General features: G+C 63.9%; 13 protein-coding genes. 8 read left to right on the top strand and 5 right to left on the bottom strand.

The genetic code is table 11. The features are described 5' to 3' along the window. Window positions 1–38: 38 nt before the first annotated feature. Entirely contained in the window at window positions 39–1,358 is a 1,320-nt protein-coding gene (locus ACQE3M_RS15890; RefSeq protein WP_430506501.1) for a M48 family metallopeptidase, read from the bottom strand. Between the two features lie 136 nt (window positions 1,359–1,494). Here ACQE3M_RS15890 and ACQE3M_RS15885 point away from each other — a divergent pair, with 136 nt between their 5' ends. Next, window positions 1,495–2,487 carry an NAD-dependent epimerase/dehydratase family protein gene (locus ACQE3M_RS15885; RefSeq protein ID WP_430506500.1) on the top strand — a complete coding sequence of 331 codons (993 nt, stop codon included), beginning with the start codon at window positions 1,495–1,497 and terminating at the stop codon, window positions 2,485–2,487. Window positions 2,488–3,516: 1,029 nt separating this feature from the next. On the opposite strand, the gene ACQE3M_RS15880 is transcribed toward ACQE3M_RS15885, so the two are convergent. After that, a complete protein-coding gene (locus ACQE3M_RS15880; RefSeq protein ID WP_430506499.1) occupies window positions 3,517–6,798 on the bottom strand; it encodes a KAP family P-loop NTPase fold protein in 3,282 nt (1,093 codons plus the stop codon). Between the two features lie 335 nt (window positions 6,799–7,133). On the opposite strand from ACQE3M_RS15880, the gene ACQE3M_RS15875 reads away from it, so the two are divergent. Further along, window positions 7,134–7,940 (top strand): 4-phosphopantoate--beta-alanine ligase, encoded by an 807-nt coding sequence (locus tag ACQE3M_RS15875; RefSeq protein WP_430506498.1) that lies wholly within the window; start codon window positions 7,134–7,136, stop codon window positions 7,938–7,940. A 54-nt stretch (window positions 7,941–7,994) separates the two neighbouring features. Next, complete coding sequence (locus tag ACQE3M_RS15870; protein WP_430506497.1) at window positions 7,995–8,162, top strand: hypothetical protein; 168 nt, start codon at window positions 7,995–7,997, stop codon at window positions 8,160–8,162. Between the two features lie 66 nt (window positions 8,163–8,228). Here ACQE3M_RS15870 and ACQE3M_RS15865 read toward each other — a convergent pair whose 3' ends face one another. Both ACQE3M_RS15865 and ACQE3M_RS15860 read right to left on the bottom strand, forming a co-directional pair. Beyond that, entirely contained in the window at window positions 8,229–9,389 is a 1,161-nt protein-coding gene (locus ACQE3M_RS15865; protein WP_430506496.1) for a pyridoxal phosphate-dependent aminotransferase, read from the bottom strand. A gap of 92 nt (window positions 9,390–9,481) precedes the next feature. Beyond that, entirely contained in the window at window positions 9,482–10,519 is a 1,038-nt protein-coding gene (locus tag ACQE3M_RS15860) for a glutathione S-transferase family protein (RefSeq protein ID WP_430506495.1), read from the bottom strand. Window positions 10,520–11,492: 973 nt separating this feature from the next. Between ACQE3M_RS15860 and aspS the strand changes: the two genes are divergently transcribed. The 4 genes from aspS (at window position 11,493) to gatB (ending at window position 16,169) form a co-directional block, all read left to right on the top strand. Further along, complete coding sequence (aspS, locus tag ACQE3M_RS15855) at window positions 11,493–12,806, top strand: aspartate--tRNA(Asn) ligase (protein WP_430506494.1); 1,314 nt, start codon at window positions 11,493–11,495, stop codon at window positions 12,804–12,806. Between the two features lie 125 nt (window positions 12,807–12,931). After that, the gene (locus ACQE3M_RS15850; RefSeq protein ID WP_430506493.1) at window positions 12,932–13,765 is read left to right on the top strand and encodes a pantoate kinase; all 834 of its coding nucleotides are present in this window, start codon (window positions 12,932–12,934) and stop codon (window positions 13,763–13,765) included. A 401-nt stretch (window positions 13,766–14,166) separates the two neighbouring features. Further along, window positions 14,167–14,574 (top strand): hypothetical protein, encoded by a 408-nt coding sequence (locus ACQE3M_RS15845; protein ID WP_430506492.1) that lies wholly within the window; start codon window positions 14,167–14,169, stop codon window positions 14,572–14,574. Window positions 14,575–14,681: 107 nt separating this feature from the next. Continuing rightward, window positions 14,682–16,169, top strand: a complete 1,488-nt coding sequence (gene gatB / locus ACQE3M_RS15840; RefSeq protein WP_430506491.1) for an Asp-tRNA(Asn)/Glu-tRNA(Gln) amidotransferase subunit GatB — start codon at window positions 14,682–14,684, stop codon at window positions 16,167–16,169. Window positions 16,170–16,190: 21 nt separating this feature from the next. Here the strand turns inward: gatB and ACQE3M_RS15835 are convergent, their stop codons facing one another. After that, window positions 16,191–17,678, bottom strand: a complete 1,488-nt coding sequence (locus tag ACQE3M_RS15835) for an MATE family efflux transporter (RefSeq protein WP_430506529.1) — start codon at window positions 17,676–17,678, stop codon at window positions 16,191–16,193. 178 nt (window positions 17,679–17,856) lie between these two features. Between ACQE3M_RS15835 and ACQE3M_RS15830 the strand changes: the two genes are divergently transcribed. Continuing rightward, a complete protein-coding gene (locus ACQE3M_RS15830; protein WP_430506490.1) occupies window positions 17,857–19,353 on the top strand; it encodes a M20/M25/M40 family metallo-hydrolase in 1,497 nt (498 codons plus the stop codon). Window positions 19,354–19,678: the final 325 nt, after the last annotated feature.

Genomic DNA, 19,678 nt, shown 5'->3' with positions numbered 1-19,678 from the left:
CTCTCGGAGCCGATCCTTCGTCGCGAGGTGGTCGCCGACTACGCTTCTGCGGTGTCAGTTTCCGAAGCGCCGGTAGTCGCGTCGTTCGCGTCGTTCCCGTCGCTCGCGTCGACGTCCCTCCCTTCCTGCAGGCGCCGGATTCGCTCCGGGATCGGCGGATGCGAGTAGTGGAACGCCGCGTACAGCGGGTCCGGGAAGGGGTTCGAGAGGTTCTCCTGGGTGAGCCGTGCGAGCGCGTCCGCGAGCGGCTCGGGGCCGTCCATCACCTCGGCGGCGAAGTCATCGGCCTCGCGCTCGTGGGACAGCGAGACGCGGTTCTCGATCGGGCTCGTCAGGTCGAGGACCGGGTAGATCCACAGCGTCGCGAGGAACAGGCCGGCGTAGACGGCGTCCGTCGGGAGCCCCCACATCACGTAGAGCCAGTCGACCTCGACGAGGTAGCCGAGGGCGGCGAAGACGACGAAGAGGCGGAGCGCGGACGCGCCGAGGCGCTTCCAGATGTGGTTCTCCTTCCAGTGAGCGAGTTCGTGCGCGAGGACGGCCTGCGCCTCCCGGACGTCGAGCTTGTCGACGAGGGTATCGAAGAGGACGACCCGTTTCGTCTCGCCGAAGCCGACGAAGTAGGCGTTCACCTGCGAGGAGCGCCGGGAGGCGTCCATGACGTAGATGCCCTCCGGCGAGAAGCCGGCGCGCTCGAACACCTCCTCGATGCCCTCGCGGAGGTCGCCTGCCTCGACGGGCTCGAAGTCGTTGAACAGCGGCGCGATGACGCGCGGGTAGACGACCTGCATCGCGAGCAGGAACGCGACGACGAACGCCCAGCCGACGAGCCACCACAGCGACGGGAGCACGGTCGTGAACCAGAGCACGACGCCGACGACGAGCCCGATCATGACCACGGAGACGACCGTCGAGACGAGCTGGTCGCGAGCCCACAGCTTCACGGTCGACTGGTTGAACCCGAAGCTCTCCTGGATCGCAAACGTATCGACCGCGCTGAACGGGAGACCTGACAGCTGCGAGGCGACGACGAGCCCGGCGAAGAAGAGGACGCCCGTGGCGACGGGGCCGAGGCCGAGGCCCTTGAGCGCGTCGACGGCCAGGTTCAGGCCGCCGAGGTAGAGGACGAGCAACAGGCCGCCCAGGACGACCCACTCCTGGAGCTGCCCGAAGGCGGTCGTGATCCGGTGGTACGAGAGCAGTTCCTCGTGGTCCTCGACGCCGAGGGTGTCCGCGAGCCAGTCCTGCTGGTCCGTGACCGTCGTCGTCGCGTGCCGCACGTCGCGGGCGGCGAGCCAGGTGAAGAAGGCCGCCGACCCGACGAGCAGCAGCAGAAACGCCGCGTGAAGCGCCAACATGGGCGGGCGTTACGCCGCGAGCTTATAAAGAGCCGCGTCGTGGAACGGAGTCCGCCGCTGCTACGGCGACCCTCGACCCACACCCTCCTCCGACCGGTTCGGTCACCCTTTTGAGGGCTCCCACACGAGTCCGTGTATGGCAGACTCCGCACTCGTCATCGGCGGCACTCGCTTCATCGGGCGCCACGTCGTCGAGGAGCTCCGCGAGCACGACTACGAGGTCACGATGCTGAACCGCGGCAACCACGAGAACCCCTTCGCGGGCGCCGACGACGTCACGCACGTCGAGGGCGACCGAACCGACGACACTGACCTCCGGACCGCGAAGCTCTCGGCGGAGCCCGACGTCGTCATCGACTGCATCGCCTACTACCCGGCGGACGTCGAGGCCGCCGTGGACGTCTTCGCGGACGTCGACGGCTACGTCTACATCTCCTCGGGCGACGCCTACGGCGCGGAGGAGATTCCCAAACGGGAGGGCGAGACGGAGCTGCGCCCCTGCTCCGCCGAGCAGGCGACCGACGAGTCCCACGACACCTACGGCAACCGGAAGGCCGAGGGCGACCGCGTCGTCTTCGAAGCCGCAGCGGAGGGCGTCAACGCGATGGCCGTCCGGCCCTGTATCGTCTACGGGCCCCACGACTACACCGAGCGGCTCGACTACTGGATCGACCGCGTCGCGAACTGCGACCGCGTCGTCGTCCCGGGCGACGGCCAGAACGTCTGGCACCGCGCGTACGTCGAGGACGTCGCGAGCGCTCTCCGGGTCGTCGCCGAGCGCGGCGAGCCGGGCGAGGCGTACAACGTCGGCGACCGCCAGCTCGTCACCTTAGAGGAGATGGTCGACCTCATCGCGGACGTGCTCGACACCGACTGCGAGGTCGTCCCCGCCGGCGCTGACGCGCTCGCGTCCGGCTCACTGGAACCGGACGACTTCGTCCTCTACCGCGATTACCCACACGTGCTCGACACCTGCAAGCTCGCGGATCTCGGCTGGGAGTCGACGCCCATCGAGGAGGCGATGCACCGCACCGCCGTCGACCACCTCGAGTCCGACCGCGACGGCAGCGAACACGACCCCGGCCGCCAGGCCGAGGAGCGCGTGCTTGGCGTTCTCGACACGCTCTGATTCGGATTTAGCGTCTTCTGGGCAGATATGATTTAATTGGATGAAGTCGGTGATTGCTGGCTTTTTGACCTCTTCGTAGTACTGGTTTGGTCGGTAGACGTTCTGGAAATCGTTCGCGGAACCGGTAAATAGCCGCCCTCTGAACGGGCATGCTTATAAATGAATGCGGGTGTCGTCCCCACAGACACCACTCAGCATGCCCAGAAAGCCCCAGCCGCCGAGGCGCTCGCGCTGCTCGTTCACTGGCTCGGTGCTTTCGTCGCGGGGCTTCGCGCTCGGCGGTTGCCCCTTTCAATCCCGCCCAGGAGTGGTGGCTTGACGTCGTGCGCGGCGGTTGATTAACGGCTATCGCTTGCCGGCTGTCCGTCGTGCGGTGCTGAGGCGGCCAGCGCGCGCGAGCAACGCGTGCGAGGGAGGCCGGCGCCGAGGTGTTGCGGTCCGGCGCCGGCCGAGGCCGGGGAGGGCCGGGCTCGCGGTAGCTGTGCGGTGCTGTCGCTGTCGCGGTGCAGTTGCTGTGGCAGTCCTGGCGGACTGAAAGAGCAATGGCCGGTCGCGTTGTATCGGAGTCGCTGAGCCGACCCCTATCAGCGTCGGGCGGTGTCTTCGTGAGCACAACGAACGAAGGGCTGGAAGTCGCAGTCCGGACCCGTCCGTCGAGGTCGCAACGGAAGCCCGGACCGTCTCCCGAGGCGGAGAGCCGCGGATATGTCGCGCAGCAACCGCGAGCGGTGGAGGGTTTTCGGACTGTTGTGCTATGTTGAATCCGATGATTGGGACGTGACCAATGTTTGAGAGCTTTTTGGAGATTGTAGATGGTGGCGGTTACAAGCAGTTCGCGCCGGTGCTATCGATATGTAATTTCCTTTTCGGGTTTAGGAATTCCTGTGGGAGGTCTATGAGTAGCACTATCCCGTCAACTTTGTTCTCAGAGCTATAGGTCATAGTCGGTGTCCTTCTACAATAGAATCTGGATTAGGTGGTGGCCAAAATTTAGACTACTTGTTAAAAACAGGGGAGGTGAAACTAACCTCACTTTAAGAGGTAATCCTCCCTAATCTGGTCGATCCTTGCTTGGTCGGCTTCACCAAGATCTTCCAGCTTGTCGAGCAGTTTTCCTCCTTTCTGTTCGACATTATTATGGTTCGACTGTTTCAGGACGTTCTCGACTCGATCCAGAATCTGGCCTTCTTTTCCGAAGAATTCGTCGAACTCCGAGATATGTTCTAAGACTCGTGCTTTCTGGCCATCGTTCAGATTATTCTGCGTAAGTTGCTTACTGATACGGTCCATGAATTGTTGACCGTTCTCCTCAACAAGATATCCAGTAATAGAACTCATCACTTCAATCAAGGGATCAAGATGTCCTGGATTCTGATTCCGACTGAAAGCTTGTGCCAGCTCATTACGGACATCTTCTGCTACAGTCTCTTTCCTGTCAGACTCAACATCAGACTCTATCTTCTCCCAGAGATCTTGGTATAACTGGTACTCGGTCTGATCACCACCTAGTAGATTGTCTATTTGGCTGATATAGCTCTCCTGTCCCGGTCCGTCGAGCTTCGGGAAAATCACTGCACCAAGCTTCAAGTAGCGTCTCTTTTGATTAATGCGGTTTTCGCGATTCGCTTGGTTACCACAGATTTCAATGACTTCTCCCCAAATAGGTTCGAACCGGTCTGAATACTCGGTGAATATATCGATTCCAAGCTGGCTATGATTATTATTGTTGTTCTTGATTAGATTCTTCACCTTATCGTGAAGTTGCTGCTCAAATTCTCTTGGAATGGCGGGTACAATCTTAGTTATAACAAGGGATTCGTTGTCTAACGGGTTAGGAATTTGCTGTAGAACTGCATTAACTTCTTCCTCTGTCTCTACAATAGAGACCTCATACTCGTTACTTAGATCGAAAAGTTCCTCTGTATTATTGGCATTCCAGTCACGGAAGAGTTCGGCCATCCAGCTGTGGAACTCTTGCTTTGACATTTTAGGGAACGAATCGTAGAAATGGAAGCAAACCTCGATCAGATCGACGGGCTGCCTGTTCCCGCTACTCTTCACTATATCACGAATCCCGTAGAAGACTTCCTCCCCGCTCGACTGGAGGATATCACCCTTAACATCAAGCAACAGTTTTGCCAATTCTTGATCCACCTGCTGCTCTTGATTTCTCGAATAATCCAGTCTCAGATCAAGAAGATGCGTGGCATACGCTCCTCTTGCTTTCTGACTTGCTACATCCTCAAAACGTGTATAGTAATCTGTATCGGTGAATTTGTTCTCATTATCCTGTAGCACTATCATTGATACGGCCCGCTCCAGCGTCTCAGTACGGATAATGCGATTCTTTGCCTCCTCAGAAGATTCTATACGATCAAGTGCGGTCTTGAACTCGTTGTCTTCGAGTGATTCGACCTGGTTAGACACCTTACGAGCGATGTTCTGAGGTATATCCTCAGCGTTGTTCACAAAGGCCTCTAATATATTCTCGCGTAGATCCTTGTCATCAACTAGAAGGCCAGCATACTCTTCCAGTAGTGTCTCTGAGTCGGAATCGCGCATCTGAATGATGATCGGGAATACTGAATCAGGTTCAAGAACAACCAAGAATCTCTTCCCAGGCTCAACAGTTAGATATTCCCCAAGAAGACGAATCAGCCTCCCTCTTGAACGCTCATCAAATTCATCGAAGACCGCTATTGTAGTGTCAACAGTCCCGAAAAGCGGTTGCTCCCTCCTCTTCGTGGTATATTTCTGTATCGTACTCTCAATCGCGTCAACATACGGGCCATAGTCATCGACTTGTTCAAGTTCCTTCCTAACATCTTCCCCCTGCCCAGTCCTAAGATTTTGCAGGAAGGCGTCGACGTCGGCAAGACTGGTTGCATAAGACGGTTCAGACAAGTTCAGGAACGGATTTGGATTCTCAACATGGATACGGCGAGTGGAACGGAGAAATGCCTCCAGACGAGATTCTTGATCGGGGTTCTTCTCTGAGTCATCATCTGGTTTCAGAACCTTTTCAACCCGATTCTGGTCGCTTGAACCACTAAGCTGGTCTCGGAAGTAGTCATTAATATCTCCTAGCAACCGAGGATTTTCCGAGAGAGTATCATAGAACTCTGGATATTCCTCTTCTAAAATGGAGACTTTTGCTAGGAATGGGATGTTTTCGGTGATTCTACCCCCAGTTAACCCGCCGGTTTCCTCAATCTCCTCCGCTAAAACCCTGAGTGTCGAAAGCCGGTTGAGTGCATGCTTGATCCTCCGTGGATTGTCGATGTAGGCATTAGTGAGGACGTCAAGAGCTTCCTCTTCGAAAGGATCGGAGAGCCTCTGGTTCTCCTTCTCAGTGTAGTCCTCGATATCTTCTGGTAGGAACGGTGGAATTCGTATATGGGTTTGGAAGAACTTTCGGAGAAATTCTCGTTCGTTCTTTCCTTCTTCAAAATATTCGCCCTTGTCAATCGACTTGATATGGCTCTCTAAGGCTTTGTCATCACAAGGAATGAGATAGATGCAGTCATCATTCTCCAGAAACGTCTTAAGAGATACGAGGACATCGTAGACCGTCGAACTCTCGCATCTGTCCAGATTGTCGATAGAGATTACGATAGTTTTTGCGTTCGACTCTTCGATTACATCTTCGAATATTCGCTGGTAAGATCCTGACCACTCTTTTCTAGGGTGTAGGAACTTTCTCTGAATCGTCTGGGCCACAGTGTCCAACTGCTGGAGAATATAACCGAGAACTGGAAGTAGTAATCCAGTAACAGTTATCGATGCCAGTGTTGAGTGCCCCTTATACTGTAGTAGACCTGCAACTATAGCGATACCGACAAAACTGATTGCGAGTAGTGGGCTGTCCTCCCAAAAGTTTTCTATAACCTTTCGTGGGTTAGCTGGCTTCGAAACTTCCTCTTCCTCTTCTACGTCGTATAGCCTACCTGTGATCTCGTCTTCACCAAGAATACCATCTGAATTCTCTCCTTTGACCTCCTTACCGATCCTCTCATCTAATTCAAGAAGTAGCTCGGTTCGGATAGAGCCTTCCGCGTGAGACCAAGCATCAAACTCTACAAAAACAGTATCTTCAAACTCCTTCTTTTCCCTGAGACGATTATACAGCATCCGAATTATAGATGTTTTACCGGATCCCCATTTTCCGAAGATGCCGATGTGCCAAGGCGGATTAGCGTTCCGTAGAATCCTCTCTAAACTGTCTGCGTACTCCTTATGTCCAAATTCATCATTCGCCTCAGAGGTAATAGCTCGATCAGCCAGGAAGAGGTCTTCATTCTCAGGAGGCATTAACGAAAACCCGTTCCTCCAATTATAAATAACCTGTCAACGACATTGTCCGTCCTCCGTGTAAGAATAAGTCACGCTATCACTAGTACGTTCTATCCGAGCGGCAGAAGTTCTATCACTTCGTTATCGGTTCTCTCTGATAGTGTAGAAATTACGTCCTTTTCGAAACTCAAGTAGATTGTCTGCCAACCGTTTTCCTCCAGCTTTTCGACTATGTCTGCCTGAATTAGTTGACGAAATATATTATAATACAATATAAACTCCAATTACAAAGAATCCTGTATTGACTATCCAAAGTAGCGGACTTTTAAACAGTCCATCACCTACCATCGATCATGAGCGACGTCGAGATCCCCGAGGACCACCCGCGCTACGCCTCCCTCCTCACGCGTCACCGCATCGAGGCGGGCGTCGACAAGGGGATCACGTCCAGACAGGGGCTGATCGCCCAGGGCCGCGGCGAAGCGTTCGACTACCTGCTCGGCGAGCGCACGATCGACTCCGCCGACGCCGCCGAGCGGGCGGCCGCCGCCCAGCTCCTGCTCGCGGACCACCCCGTCCTCTCCGTCAACGGCAACGTCGCGGCGCTCGTGCCGGGCGAGATCGTCGCGCTTGCCGAGGCCGTCGACGCCGACCTCGAGGTCAACCTCTTCAACCGGACCGAGGAGCGCATGCGCGCGATCGTCGACCACCTCGAGGCCCACGGCGCCGAGAACGTGAAGGGGCTCACCGGCGACGGCGAGATCCCGGGGCTCGACCACGCGCGTGGGACCGTCGACGCCGACGGCATCGGCGCCGCGGACGTCGTCCTCGTTCCCCTGGAGGACGGCGACCGCGCGGAGGCGCTGGCCGAGATGGGGAAGACGGAGATCGTCATCGACCTGAACCCCGGCTCCCGGTCGCCCCAGACCGCCGCGATCCCGATCATCGACAACATCATCCGGGCGGTGCCGAACGTGACTGAGCACGCGCAGGACCTCGCGGACGCGACGGACGAGGAGCTCCGGGCCGTCGTCGACGCGTTCGACGCCGACGAGGCGCTCGCGGACGCCGAGCGCGTGATGCGCGAAGGCGAGTTCGGCGGCGCCGCCCCGGAGAACGCGGAGGCACCCTCGCCTGACGCCCCGCTCGCGGACGAGTAGGCAACGTCCCGGAGAACGCGTCGATTCAGGTGGCCGGACGGCGAGGCTCCAGACGTGCCAGCAGTAGTCGTCACAGGATCCTCACGCGGGCTCTGTCGGGCGATCGAACTCCAGTTCGCACGCGACGGCTACGACGCCGCGGTCAACTACCTCACCAGCGGCGCAGCCGCGGACGAGGTCGCGGAGGCGGCGTGCGAGCACGGCTGTGAGGACATGCGGTAGGTCTGAACCGGCAGATCCCGCTCGGCTACTTATAAAGAGGACCGCCCGAAAGCGACGCTTCCTGCTTCAGTACGACTGAATCCCGGCTTCGATCCGGTCGATCCCCTCCTCCAGCCGATCCATCGAGTTCGCGAAGGAGAGCCGGAGCCGCCCCTCGCCGGCGTCGCCGAAACCGTCGCCCGGTGCGAGGACGACGCCGTGCTCGCGGAGGAGGTACTTCGCGAACGTCAGGGAGTCGGCGTCGACGTCGGGGTCGAGGAACGCGTAGAAAGCGCCCTCCGGTCGCGGCGCGGAGAGGCCGTCGATGCCCTCGATGCGCCCGACGACGTAATCGCGGCGGCGCTCGAAGGCGTCGTACATCTCCTCGAAGGGCTCCTGCGGGCCGGTGATCGCCTCGATGGCGGCCGCCTGCGCGACGCTGGAGGCGCAGGCCGTCGTCGACTCGTGGATCGAGACGACCTGGTCGATGACCGTCGAGTCGCCGGCGAGCCAGCCGAGCCGCCAGCCCGTCATAGCGTACTTCTTCGAGCAGGAGCCGACCGTCAGCACGTGGTCCGGGTGCCCCGTGAGCGAGGCGATGCCCTCGGGTTCGGTGTCGTACGTGAGGCCCGCGTACACCTCGTCGGCGATGACGTAAGCGTCGTAGTCCGCGGCGGCCTCGACGACCGCGCGGATCTCGGCCGGATCGAAGACGCGGCCGGTCGGGTTCGATGGCGTGGTGAGGACGACCGCAGCGGTGTTCTTGCTCATCTCCTCGATCAGGAGGTCCGCGTCGAGGTCGTAGTCGTTCTCGGCCGGCATCGGTACCTCGACCGGCTCCCCGTCGGCCAGTAGCGCCTGCGTCTCGTAGTTCGGCCAGGCCGGGGACGGGTAGAGCAGCTCCTCGCCGGGGTTGACCGTCGCGAGCGTCGCGAGGTGGAGCGCCTCCATCCCGCCAACGGTGACGACGATCTCGTCGGGATCGTGCTCGATGCCGTAGTTCTCCGCCATCGAGTCGCTGATGGCTTGGCGGGTCTCGGGCAGGCCCGCGTTGGAAGTGTAGTGCGTCGCCCCGCCGCGGGCGGCCTCGGCCGCGGCGTCGACGACGTGCTCGGGGGTGTCGAAGTCGGGTTCGCCGACCTCGAGCCGGACGAGGTCGCGGTCGGCCGGTTCCTGCTCCGCGAGGTCGAACATCACCCGGATGCGCGACCGCTCCGTCGCGCGGACGCGCTCTGTTGGCTGGTGCATGCGCGTAGGTCGGCCGCCGCCGAGTTAAGAAGTTGGAAGGCGGAACGTCGCGACGGGAAGGTGGTGTGGTTCTGTCGTCGGCGTCTGCGTGGTCAGTCGTCCGCGACGGCGCTCCCCTCGGGCAGCGGCGGCGACTCCGCGAGTGCGTCGCGGTCGTGCGGAGCCTCGAAGTCGAGGTCAGGCCCACGAGCGACGATGCGGGAGGGGGTCACGTCCGGATGGGTGGTGTAGTAGTGCTCCTTGATGTGGTCCATGTTCACGGTCTCGGCGACGTCGCCGGTCCCGTAGAGGTCGCGCAGGTACGGCCAGAGGTTGTCGTACTCGTGGATCTGCTGGACGTTGCACATGAAGTGCGTGTGGTACACCTGGTCGAACCGGATCAGCGTCGTGAACATGCAGACGTCCGCCTCGGTGAGCCGGTCGCCGGCGAGGAACCGCTGGTCCGCCAGCAGCTCGTCGTAGCGGTCGAGCGCGTCGAACAGGTCGTCGATGGCGCCGTCGTAGGCAGACTGCGAGCGGGCGAAGCCCGCGCGGTAGACGCCGTTGTTGATCGGCTCGTAGATGTCGGTGATGAGCTCGTCGACCCCGCGGATCGCTTCCTCGTCCTCGGGGAGCAGGCGTCGTCCGTTCCCAAACTCGGCGAAGGCGGTGTCGAGGATGCGGATGATCTCCCGCGACTCGTTGTTGACGATGGTGTCCTCCTTCGTGTCCCAGAGCACGGGCACCGTCACGCGACAGGTCGCGGTGGGGTCGGCCTCGACGTACAGCTCGCGCAGGTAATCCGCGCCGTGGATCTTGTCCGGCGTGCAGCCGGCCTTCTCCGGCGTGAACTGCCAGCCGTCCTCGGCCCGGAAGGGGTCGACGACGCTGACGTCGATGACGTCCTCGAGACCGAGCAGCGAGCGCACGGTGAGCGCGCGGTGCGCCCACGGGCAGGCGTAGGAGACGTACAGGTGGTAGCGCCCCGGTTCGGGCTCGAACCGCTCGTCGATCTCGGCGTCGACGTGGGCCGGGATCTCGGAGCCGACCGGCCAGTTTCGGAAGTTCGTCTCCTCGCGCTGGAACTCCCCCGACTCGCCCGTCGCCTCGTAGGCGTCCGTGCGCCACTCGCCATCCACGAGTTTGTTCATGTTTCGAGTATGGGGCGCGAGGGGGTTAATCGTTGGCCGAGACGCGGGTGTAGCTGGATTCTAAATAGCGACCATCGATATAACAGGCTGCAACGCCGGGAAAGCCTTCGGCCGCTCGGGATGCGCAGGTTTGGGCAGGTGATACGGTCTTGCTCTCGACAGCACCGCAAACACCCAGAAAGCCCTCGGCCGCTCGCGGTCGCTGAGGATATCTGCGCTCTCCGCACCGCCCGCGCAGATAGGGCCTGCTCAGCGACTCCCCCTCCGGCGCGACCGGCCATCGCCCTTTCAGTCCGCCAGGACCGCACAGCACCGCAACCGCGACCGCACCGCGACCGCCCAGAAACCGCAAGCCTCGGCCCTCCCCAGCCTCGGCCGGGGCGCGCCGGCACCGCACCGCTCCGGCGCGCCACCGGCCTCCCTCGCACGCGTTGCTCGCGCGCGCCAGCCGCCCAGTACCGCACGCCGAGCACCCGCCAAGCGATAGCCGTGAACCAACCGCCGCGAGCGACGCCTGGCAACCACTCGGTGGGTGGGACTGAAAGGGGCAGCCGGCGAGCGGGACGCCCTGCGACGCAAGCACAGAGCCAGCGAACGAGCGAAGCGAGTGAGCTGGCGAGGCGCGCAGCGAGTGAGCTGGCGAGGCGCGCAGCGAGCAGCGCGACCGCTCGCCGGCTGGGGCTTTCAAGACCTGCCGAGTGGTATCGCCAGCGACGACAGCCGAGTTCGTTTAAAAACGTGATCGCCTCGACGGCTGTGGAATTCGGTGGATATCGAGTGGAGCCACGAGAGAAGATAGCGACCGAACTTCCGAACGAAGTCGAGTTGCCAACGTCGCCGAAGTTCGAACTGGACCCGACGCAACCACCGACGACGAAGACCCACCCGAAAGCTTGCGATAACCACGTGAGCCATCCCCATAAGCAAAATTCGAATCAACGTCTTTTAAGCCGTAACCGCGGTACGCGTGTGTATGGAAGGACTTGAAGACCGTACGTACACGGCCGACGCCGAGCCGGGCGACCACGCGACGGTCGCTGGCTGGGTCCACGAGATCCGTGACCTCGGCGGCATCGCGTTCCTGATCCTGCGCGACACCGAGGGCAAGATCCAGGTGAAGTTCGAGAAGGACGAGATGGACGACGACCTCGTCGAGACTGGCCTCAACGCCGCTCGCGAATCCGTCGTCTCCGTCACGGGCGCCGTCGAGGAGGAGCCTCGCGCGCCGACCGGCGTCGAGATCACGCCGGAATCGGTCGAGGTCATCGCCGAGGCGGACACCGAGCTCCCGCTCGACCCCTCCGGCAAGGTCGACGCCGACCTCTCGACCCGACTCGACAACCGGACGCTCGACCTGCGCAAGGACGAGGTGCAGGCCATCTTCGAGATCCGCTCGGAGATCCTGCGCGCAGCCCGCGAGGCGTTCCGCGACGCGAACGCGACGGAGGTCACCACGCCGAAGATCGTCGCGACCGGGACCGAGGGCGGCACGGAGCTGTTCCCGATCACGTACTTCGGCGAGGAGGCCTTCATGAACCAGTCGCCGCAGCTGTTCAAGCAGCTGACCGCCGGCTCCAACCTCGAGCGCGTCTTCGAGATCGGCCCGATCTTCCGCGCCGAGGAGCACAACACGCCGCGGCACCTCAACGAGGCGACCTCCATCGACTTCGAGGGCGCCTTCTGCGACCACGAGGACGCCATGGACGTCTGTGAGTCCGTCGTCAAGTCGGCTTACGAGGCCGTTTCCGAGAACTGCGCGGACCAGCTCGAGACGCTCGGGCTCGCCGGCGAGTTCGAGGTCCCGGACGACGCCTTCCCGCGACTCACCTACGAGGAGGCCATCGAGAAGATCAACGCGACCGGCGAGCTCGACGAGCAGCTCGTCTGGGGCGACGACCTCCCGACCGAGGGCGAGCACGCGCTCGGCCAGGAGATGGGCCGCCACTACTTCATCACCGACTGGCCCTCCGAGATCAAGCCGTTCTACATCAAGGACCACGACGACGACGAGGCCCTCTCGACCGGCTTCGACCTGATGCACCCGCGCATGGAGCTCGTCTCCGGCGGCCAGCGTGAGCACCGCTACGAGCAGCTCATCGAAGGGTTCGAGCAGCAGGGGCTCGACCCCGACGAGTTCGCGTACTACACGGACATGTTCAAGTACGGCATGCCGCCGCACGCGGGCTGGGCCATCGGCGCCGAGCGCCTCATCATGACGCTGCTCGACCTCGACAACATCCGCGAGGCCGTGCTCTACCCGCGCGACCGCCAGCGCCTCTCGCCATAGCCGGCCGCGCGCGAGACGTCGAATTCGACTACCTTCATTTTTAGGCGGACGCCGACCCGGGAGACACATCGCCGCGCCCGCCGCGGATGGCAACCGTTAATCCCGAGGTGTGTGTCGACCTCACTATGACTGACGAGCGATCGACCGCCTTCGTGCCGGGCCACATCACCGCGTTCTTCAGCGCACATCCGGCGGACGAACCCGCAGCCGCCGGCTCCTGCGGCGCCGGCCTCACGCTCACGGACGGCGTCGAAGTCACAGTTTCCGAGGGCGACGGCCTCACCGTCGACGGCGACGACGTGGACGTCGAGCCTGTCGAACGCGTCCTCGATGCCCTCGACGTCGACGCCGACGTCGCGGTCGAGACGGAGCTCCCTATCGGCGCCGGCTTCGGCGTCTCCGGCGCCGCGGCGCTCGGCACCGCCCTCGCCGCGAACCAGGCCTTCGACTGCGGGCGCTCTGAGAACGACCTGATCCGGACAGCCCACGTCGCCGAGGTCGAGGCCGGGACGGGCCTCGGCGACGTCGTCGCGCAGGCGAGAGGCGGGATCCCGATCCGCTTCGAGCCCGGCGCCCCAGGTTACGGCCGGCTCGACGGCGTCCCGGCGACGACGCGCGTCGAGTACGTCTCCTTCGGCGAGCTCTCGACGGTCGACGTGCTTGAGGGCGACACGTCCGACCTCACGGCGGCCGGCGAGCGCGCGCTCACGACCCTTGAACGCAACCCCAGGCTCTCGACGCTCGTCGCCGCCGCGCAGGAGTTCACGAGGGACGTCGGCCTGCTCGTGCCGGAGGTCGCCGAGGCCATCGACGCCGTCGAGGACGCCGGCGGCGAGGCGTCGATGGCGATGCTGGGCCGGACCGTCTTCGCGCTCGGCACGGGCCTCTCCGACGCCGGCTACGACCCCGACGTCTGCCGGACGCATCCGGCCGGAATGCGGCTGATCGAGGAGGAGTAAGGGGGACAGGACCGGGGAAAGAACTTTCAGCGCCGGCCGCGGCGAATTTTTTTATGCCCTCCCCGAACCGACGACGAGTGCTGGCGGCGCTGGCCGGGCTCTCCGCCTTCAGTGGGTGTTCGGCGACCAGCGAGGACGTGCCGTCGACCGCGACGGAGACTTCTCGGACGGACACCTCACCAGAGACGCAAACGGCGAGCAGCACACCGTCAGAGTCTCCGAACCCGACAACTACCAAAGCGGAAACCGCTGAACCGCCGGAACCGGTCTCGGAGTCCGACTTCGAGTTTCTCGTCACGGTGGTTCGCCAACCGAGTAGCGACGCTCCGGGGCGCGTTCGAGCGGCGCTGACGAACCACACGGACCGCACGCTGCTGGTCACCGGTGGCGACCCGGTTCCTGTGGGCTTCGACACGAATCGTGCCGAGCAGGTGGACGCCTCGACGCCGTTGAAACTGTTTCCCCAGCAATCCGACGCAGTCAACGAGTATTCAGGTGTTGATTCGGGCGAGTCGCTGACGATCGGCGACGCCGTCTACGAGGAGTGCTGGAAGATGCCCGAATTCGTTCGGCAAACGGCGGAGGCCGGCGGTCTCGAACTCACCCCGGGGGCGACTGCCGTTGCCGACTACTTTCCGCTCGGTGTTCCTGATGCCGATTGTCCGTATGGAACATATCGGGCATATGGGGAAATGTACGCCAAGTCGGAAAGAGGGCCTGTCGGCCGTATCGATACGATTATGAAGGTCACCGTCGGGACGAGAGGGACGCTCTCGGTCGACGGATCGATGGACGTCAGCGAACTGTAGCTGGTTCCGTTCCAACGTGGATGGTCACTCACGGTGAGGCCCCGAGGTGCGAGTCGCGGCTCCGTATCCCGACACGCTTTACACAGCGGCCGCGCTACGCGTCGGTAATGAGTACTCAGACCGCGGAGGAGGAGCTAGCGGTCGTCATCGGGCTGGAGGTCCACGTTCAGCTCGAAACCGACACGAAGATCTTCTGCAGCTGTTCGACGGAACCGGCCGAGGACGAGGAACCGAACACGCGCACGTGCCCGACCTGCCTCGGGCTCCCGGGCGCGCTCCCCGTCCTCAACGAGGGCGCCGTCGAGGCCGCCGTCAAGATCGGCAAGGCGCTGGACTCGGACATCCCCGAGCGCACCGAGTTCCACCGGAAGAACTACTACTACCCCGACCTGCCGAAGAACTTCCAGATCACGCAGTACGACGCGCCGATCTGCGCGGACGGCTCGCTGGAGGTCTCGGTCGAGGGCGAGCGCCGAGAGATCGGCGTCACCCGGGCGCACCTCGAGGAGGACCCCGGCTCGCTCCAGCACAAGGGCGGCTCCATCGACACCGCCGACTACACGCTGGTCAACTACAACCGCGCCGGCACGCCGTTGATGGAGATCGTCACGGACCCGGACTTCCGGTCGCCCCAGGAGACGCGCGCGTTCCTCGCGAAGCTCGAGGAGGTCCTCGAGTACCTCGGCGTTTTCGACGCCCAGCGCGACGGCTCGCTCCGCGTGGACGCCAACATCTCGCTCGTGCCGGGGGAGGAAGTCGAAGAAGACGGCCACATCCCCGACGAAGCCCTCGAGGCGGCGAACCGCACCGAGGTGAAGAACATCTCCAGCCACAAGGCCGCGGAGAAAGCCCTCGCGTACGAGGTCACGCGCCAGAAGAACGCCGTGCGGCGCGGCCGCGAGGTCGCCCAGGAGACGCGCCACTGGGACGAGTCCCGCGGCATCACCGTCTCGATGCGCTCGAAGGAGGAGGAGAAGGACTACCGCTACTTCCGCGAGGCCGACCTCCCCGCCCTCGAGGTGTCCAACTGGAAGGAGGAGATCCCGATCCCGGAACTCCCGGACGCCCGCCGCGAGCGGTTCCAGACCGAGTACGGGCTCGACGAGGAGTCGGCCTCGAAGCTCACGTCGACGAAGGAGGTTGCGGACTTCTTCGAGGACGTCGCCGAGTCGTTCGACCCCGACCTCGCGGCGACGTGGGTCGCCGACAACCTCCTCGGCGAGCTCAACTACCGCGACATGGCGATCACCGACGTCGAGGACCGGCTCGACGAGTTCACACGCCTCGTCGAGCTCGTCGACGAGGGTGAGGTGACGACGAAGAACGCCGAGGAGACCGTCCTCCGCGAGATGCTCGACGAGGGCGTCGACCCCGACACCGTCATCGAACAGGAGGGGCTCGGCAAGGCCGAGTCCGGCGAGGTCGAGACCGCCGTCGAGACCGCCATCGAGGAGAACCCCGACGCCGTCGAGGACTACCACGAGGGCGACGAGGGCGCGATCAACTTCCTCGTCGGCCAGGTGATGCAGCAGACCGGCGGCTCCGCCGACCCCGGCCAGGTGAACCAGCTGCTGCGCGAGCGGCTGGCGGAGTAACGGCGACCTCCCGCAGCGCGCCTAATCGTCCGTCGGCGCGTCCGACCCCTGTTCTTCCGTCGTCGCGACCACCTCGTCGCCGGCGTCTTCGCTCGCGGTTGCATCGGGATCTGCCGCGGCCCCCGCAGGCGGTTCCTCCTCGATGACCCCCTCCTGCCAGGTCCCGCGCAGGAACCAGGCGACGCCGACGACGAAGGAGACGACGGCGCTCGTCGCGTACGCCCACCAGAGGCCGTCGACGCCCCAGCCGAGGCCCGTGTAGGAGACGCCGACGACGGGCACGGTCACCGCGCCGAAGGCCGTGATGGCGGCGATGGGGATGCGGACGATCCAGCGCGAGAGCAGCGAGAGCGTCATGGCGACCTTGGTGTCGCCGGCGCCGCGGAAGGCACCCTGGATCACCATCAGCCCGCCGAAGAAGCCCCAGGTCAGCGCGATGATCCGGAGGAACCGGACGCCCTCGGAGACGACCGCCGGGTCGTCGATGAAGACGCCCATCGCGACGTCCGGGAACAGCCAGGCGAGCCCGCCCGCGGCAAAGAGGATCCCCATCGTCGCGGCGGTCGCGACGCCCGTGACGCGGGTTGCGCGGTCCGGCGTCTCCGCGCCGAGGTTCTGCCCGACGCCGGTCGACGTCGCCTGGCCGACCGCGCCGGAGACGGTCCAGGAGACGGACATGAGCCTGACGCCGATACCGTACGCCGCCGTCGCCGCCGGGCCGAAGCGCGCGACCAGTGCGGCCATCGCGACGGCGGCGAAGGAGCGCGCCCAGCCGTCCAGCGTCGCCGGGTAGCCGACGTCGACGAGCTTCCGGAGGATCGCCGGGTCCGGGCGGAGGTCGCCGAGGTGGAGCTGGATGCCGCGCTTCCCGCGAACGAGGATCCAGATCCCGACCGCCGTCGCGAACAGGCGGGAGACGAGCGTCGCGAGCGCGGCCCCGCGCGTGCCCATCGCCGGCAACCCGGCCCAGCCGAGGACGAAGAAGGGGTCGATGACGATGTTGATCCCGGCCGAGACCGCGACGAGCCACATCGCCGTCTTCGTGTCGCCGGCGCCCTGCAGGGACGCGCGGAACGCGAAGAAGAGGAACGTGAGCGGCAGCGTGAGGAAGATGACCTCGATGTACGCGAGCGCCTCGACGAACACCTGGTCGCGGGCGCCGATCCAGTAGAGCAGCCAGTGGCGCGCGAGGAAGCCGCCGACCGCGAGCACGAGCGAGACGACCGTGGCGAGGATGCAGGTCTGCGCGACGACCCGGTCCGCGTGGCGGTCGTTGCCGGCGCCGACGTGCTGGGAGACGACGGCGATCGTCGCCGCCGTGACGCCCATCGCGGAGCTGACGAACATCCACGAGAGCGGGAACATCAGCGAGACGGCGGCGACGGCCTCGGCGCTCACGCGCCCCACCCAGAACATGTCCGCGAGGTTGTACAGCGTCTGGAGGAGGTTGCCGAGCACGAGCGGCCACGCCAGGTGGAAGAGCTTCGGCGTGATCCGCCCCGTCGTCATGTCGACGCGAGCGTCCTGATTGGCCACGGGGATCCCTTGAGGGAGTGACGTGCGAGATAGCCGTAGTTCTTGCGAAGGCGGAACGTGGCACACGATTCGCCTTCGCTCCAGCATCAGCACCCCAGCGCGACGTTCCGCAACCCGAACGGCAAAACCCCGGGCGGTCGTGAGCCTACGCATGAGCGACGACGTCGACGACGTCGACGATGATGACGCACCTGCCGACGACCCGGTAACGACCGCCATCGACGACCGCCTCGACGAGTACCGCGAGCGCCTGTTCGACCTCCTGCGGCAGCCGAGCATCTCGACGACCAGCGAGGGGATGGCCGTCGCCGGCGACCTCGTCGTCGAGACCCTCGAGGCGTCGGGGCTCGACACGGAGCTGATCGAGACGAGCCGGCATCCGCTCGTGTACGCGGAGCGCGTGCCCGAGTCCGTCGCGCGCGGCGAGGTCCCGGCCGACGAGGTGCCGACGGTCGTCTTCTACGGCCACTACGACGTCCAGCCGCCGGGCGACGAGGACGCCTGGGAGAGCCCCGCGTTCGAGCCGACCGTCCGCGACGGGAGCATCTACGCGCGCGGCGCCGGCGACAACAAGGGCCAGTTCGCCTGCCACGCCTTCGCGGTCGACGCGCTGCTCGCGGCCGACGCGTTCCCGGAAGTCGAGGTAAAGCTCCTGATCGAGGGCGGCGAGGAGAGCGGCAGCCACGGGCTCCGCGAGTACCTCGAGGACGGCGCCCGCGAGATCGAGGACGCCGACCTCGTCTACGTCGCGGACGGCCCCCAGCACGCGGTCGCCCCGGGCGCGGCCGACGCCGAAGACGAGTTCGTCGACGGCGAGGAACCGGTCGAGGTCGCCCGCGAGAGCCGGCCGACGCTCATCTACGGCAACCGCGGCGTGCTCTCCTTCCAGCTCGATCACCGCACGGCGAACACGGATCTCCACTCGGGCAACTTCGGCGGCCCGGTCCCGGCCGCGACGAACGAGCTCGTCGAGGCGCTCTCCTCGATGCGCGGCCCCGGCGGCGACGAGATCACGGTCGAGGGCTTCCACGACGGCGTCGAGATCACGGAGGCGGACCGCGAGCTCGTCGAGGCCATCCCGGACGACAGCGCGGCGATCGCGGCCGACCTCGAGCTGTCCCACTTCGCCAGCGACGACCCCTACTACGAGCGCCTGCTCACCCAGCCGACGATGACGATCAACGGCCTCTCTGGGGGCTACCAGGGCGAAGGGATGAAGACGGTCCTCCCGAACGAGGCCACCGCGAAGCTCGACTGTCGGCTCGTCCCCCACCAGGACCCGAACGATGTCTTCGCGGCCATCCGCGACCATCTCGACGAGGTCGCGCCCGACGTCGAGGCCACCAAGCAGAGCACGTTCCCGCCGATGAAGACGCCGGTCGACACGCCCGCCGCCGATCCCGTCGAGAGCGCGCTCGCGGCCGTCTGGGGCGACTCGCCGATCGAACTGCCGGTGCTGGGCGGGAGCCTGCCCGCGGCCTACTTCCGCGACGTCGAGGCCCTCAGCGACGTGCCGGTGCTCATCGTTCCCTACGCGAACCACGACCAGGGGAACCACTCGCCGAACGAGCACCTCGACGTCGAGAACTTCGAGAACGGGATCCGGACGAGCGCTCGGGTGTTGCAGGCGATCGAAGAGCAGCTGTAGCGCCGGCGTCGGGCCCGGGGCACTCGCCTCACCGTCGCTGGCGACACGTCTCGGCGGAGTTCGGATCTCGGAGCCGCTGAGCGCTCGGAACCCGGAGCCCTCGATCGTTCGGAGCTCGGAGCCGCCGAGCCGGACTTATAAGGGCAAACGACCGTCGGTTCCGGCCGTTCACCCGCTCACCGCCCTCCGACCGGACTCGACCGCTGTCATTTATCAGAGGGCCGCGAGCGTCCCGCCCGGCGCCCGCGAGGCGGTGTTCAGATAAGGATGAAGGGTGAGGCGGGACGATCTTTGAGTGGTCTATGCTCGAAACCGCCCGCCTCAC

This window comes from Halosubterraneus shenae (genome assembly GCF_050510935.1).
Lineage (GTDB): Archaea > Halobacteriota > Halobacteria > Halobacteriales > Haloferacaceae > JBDGPU01.
This window is presented reverse-complemented; position numbering and strand designations above follow the sequence as displayed.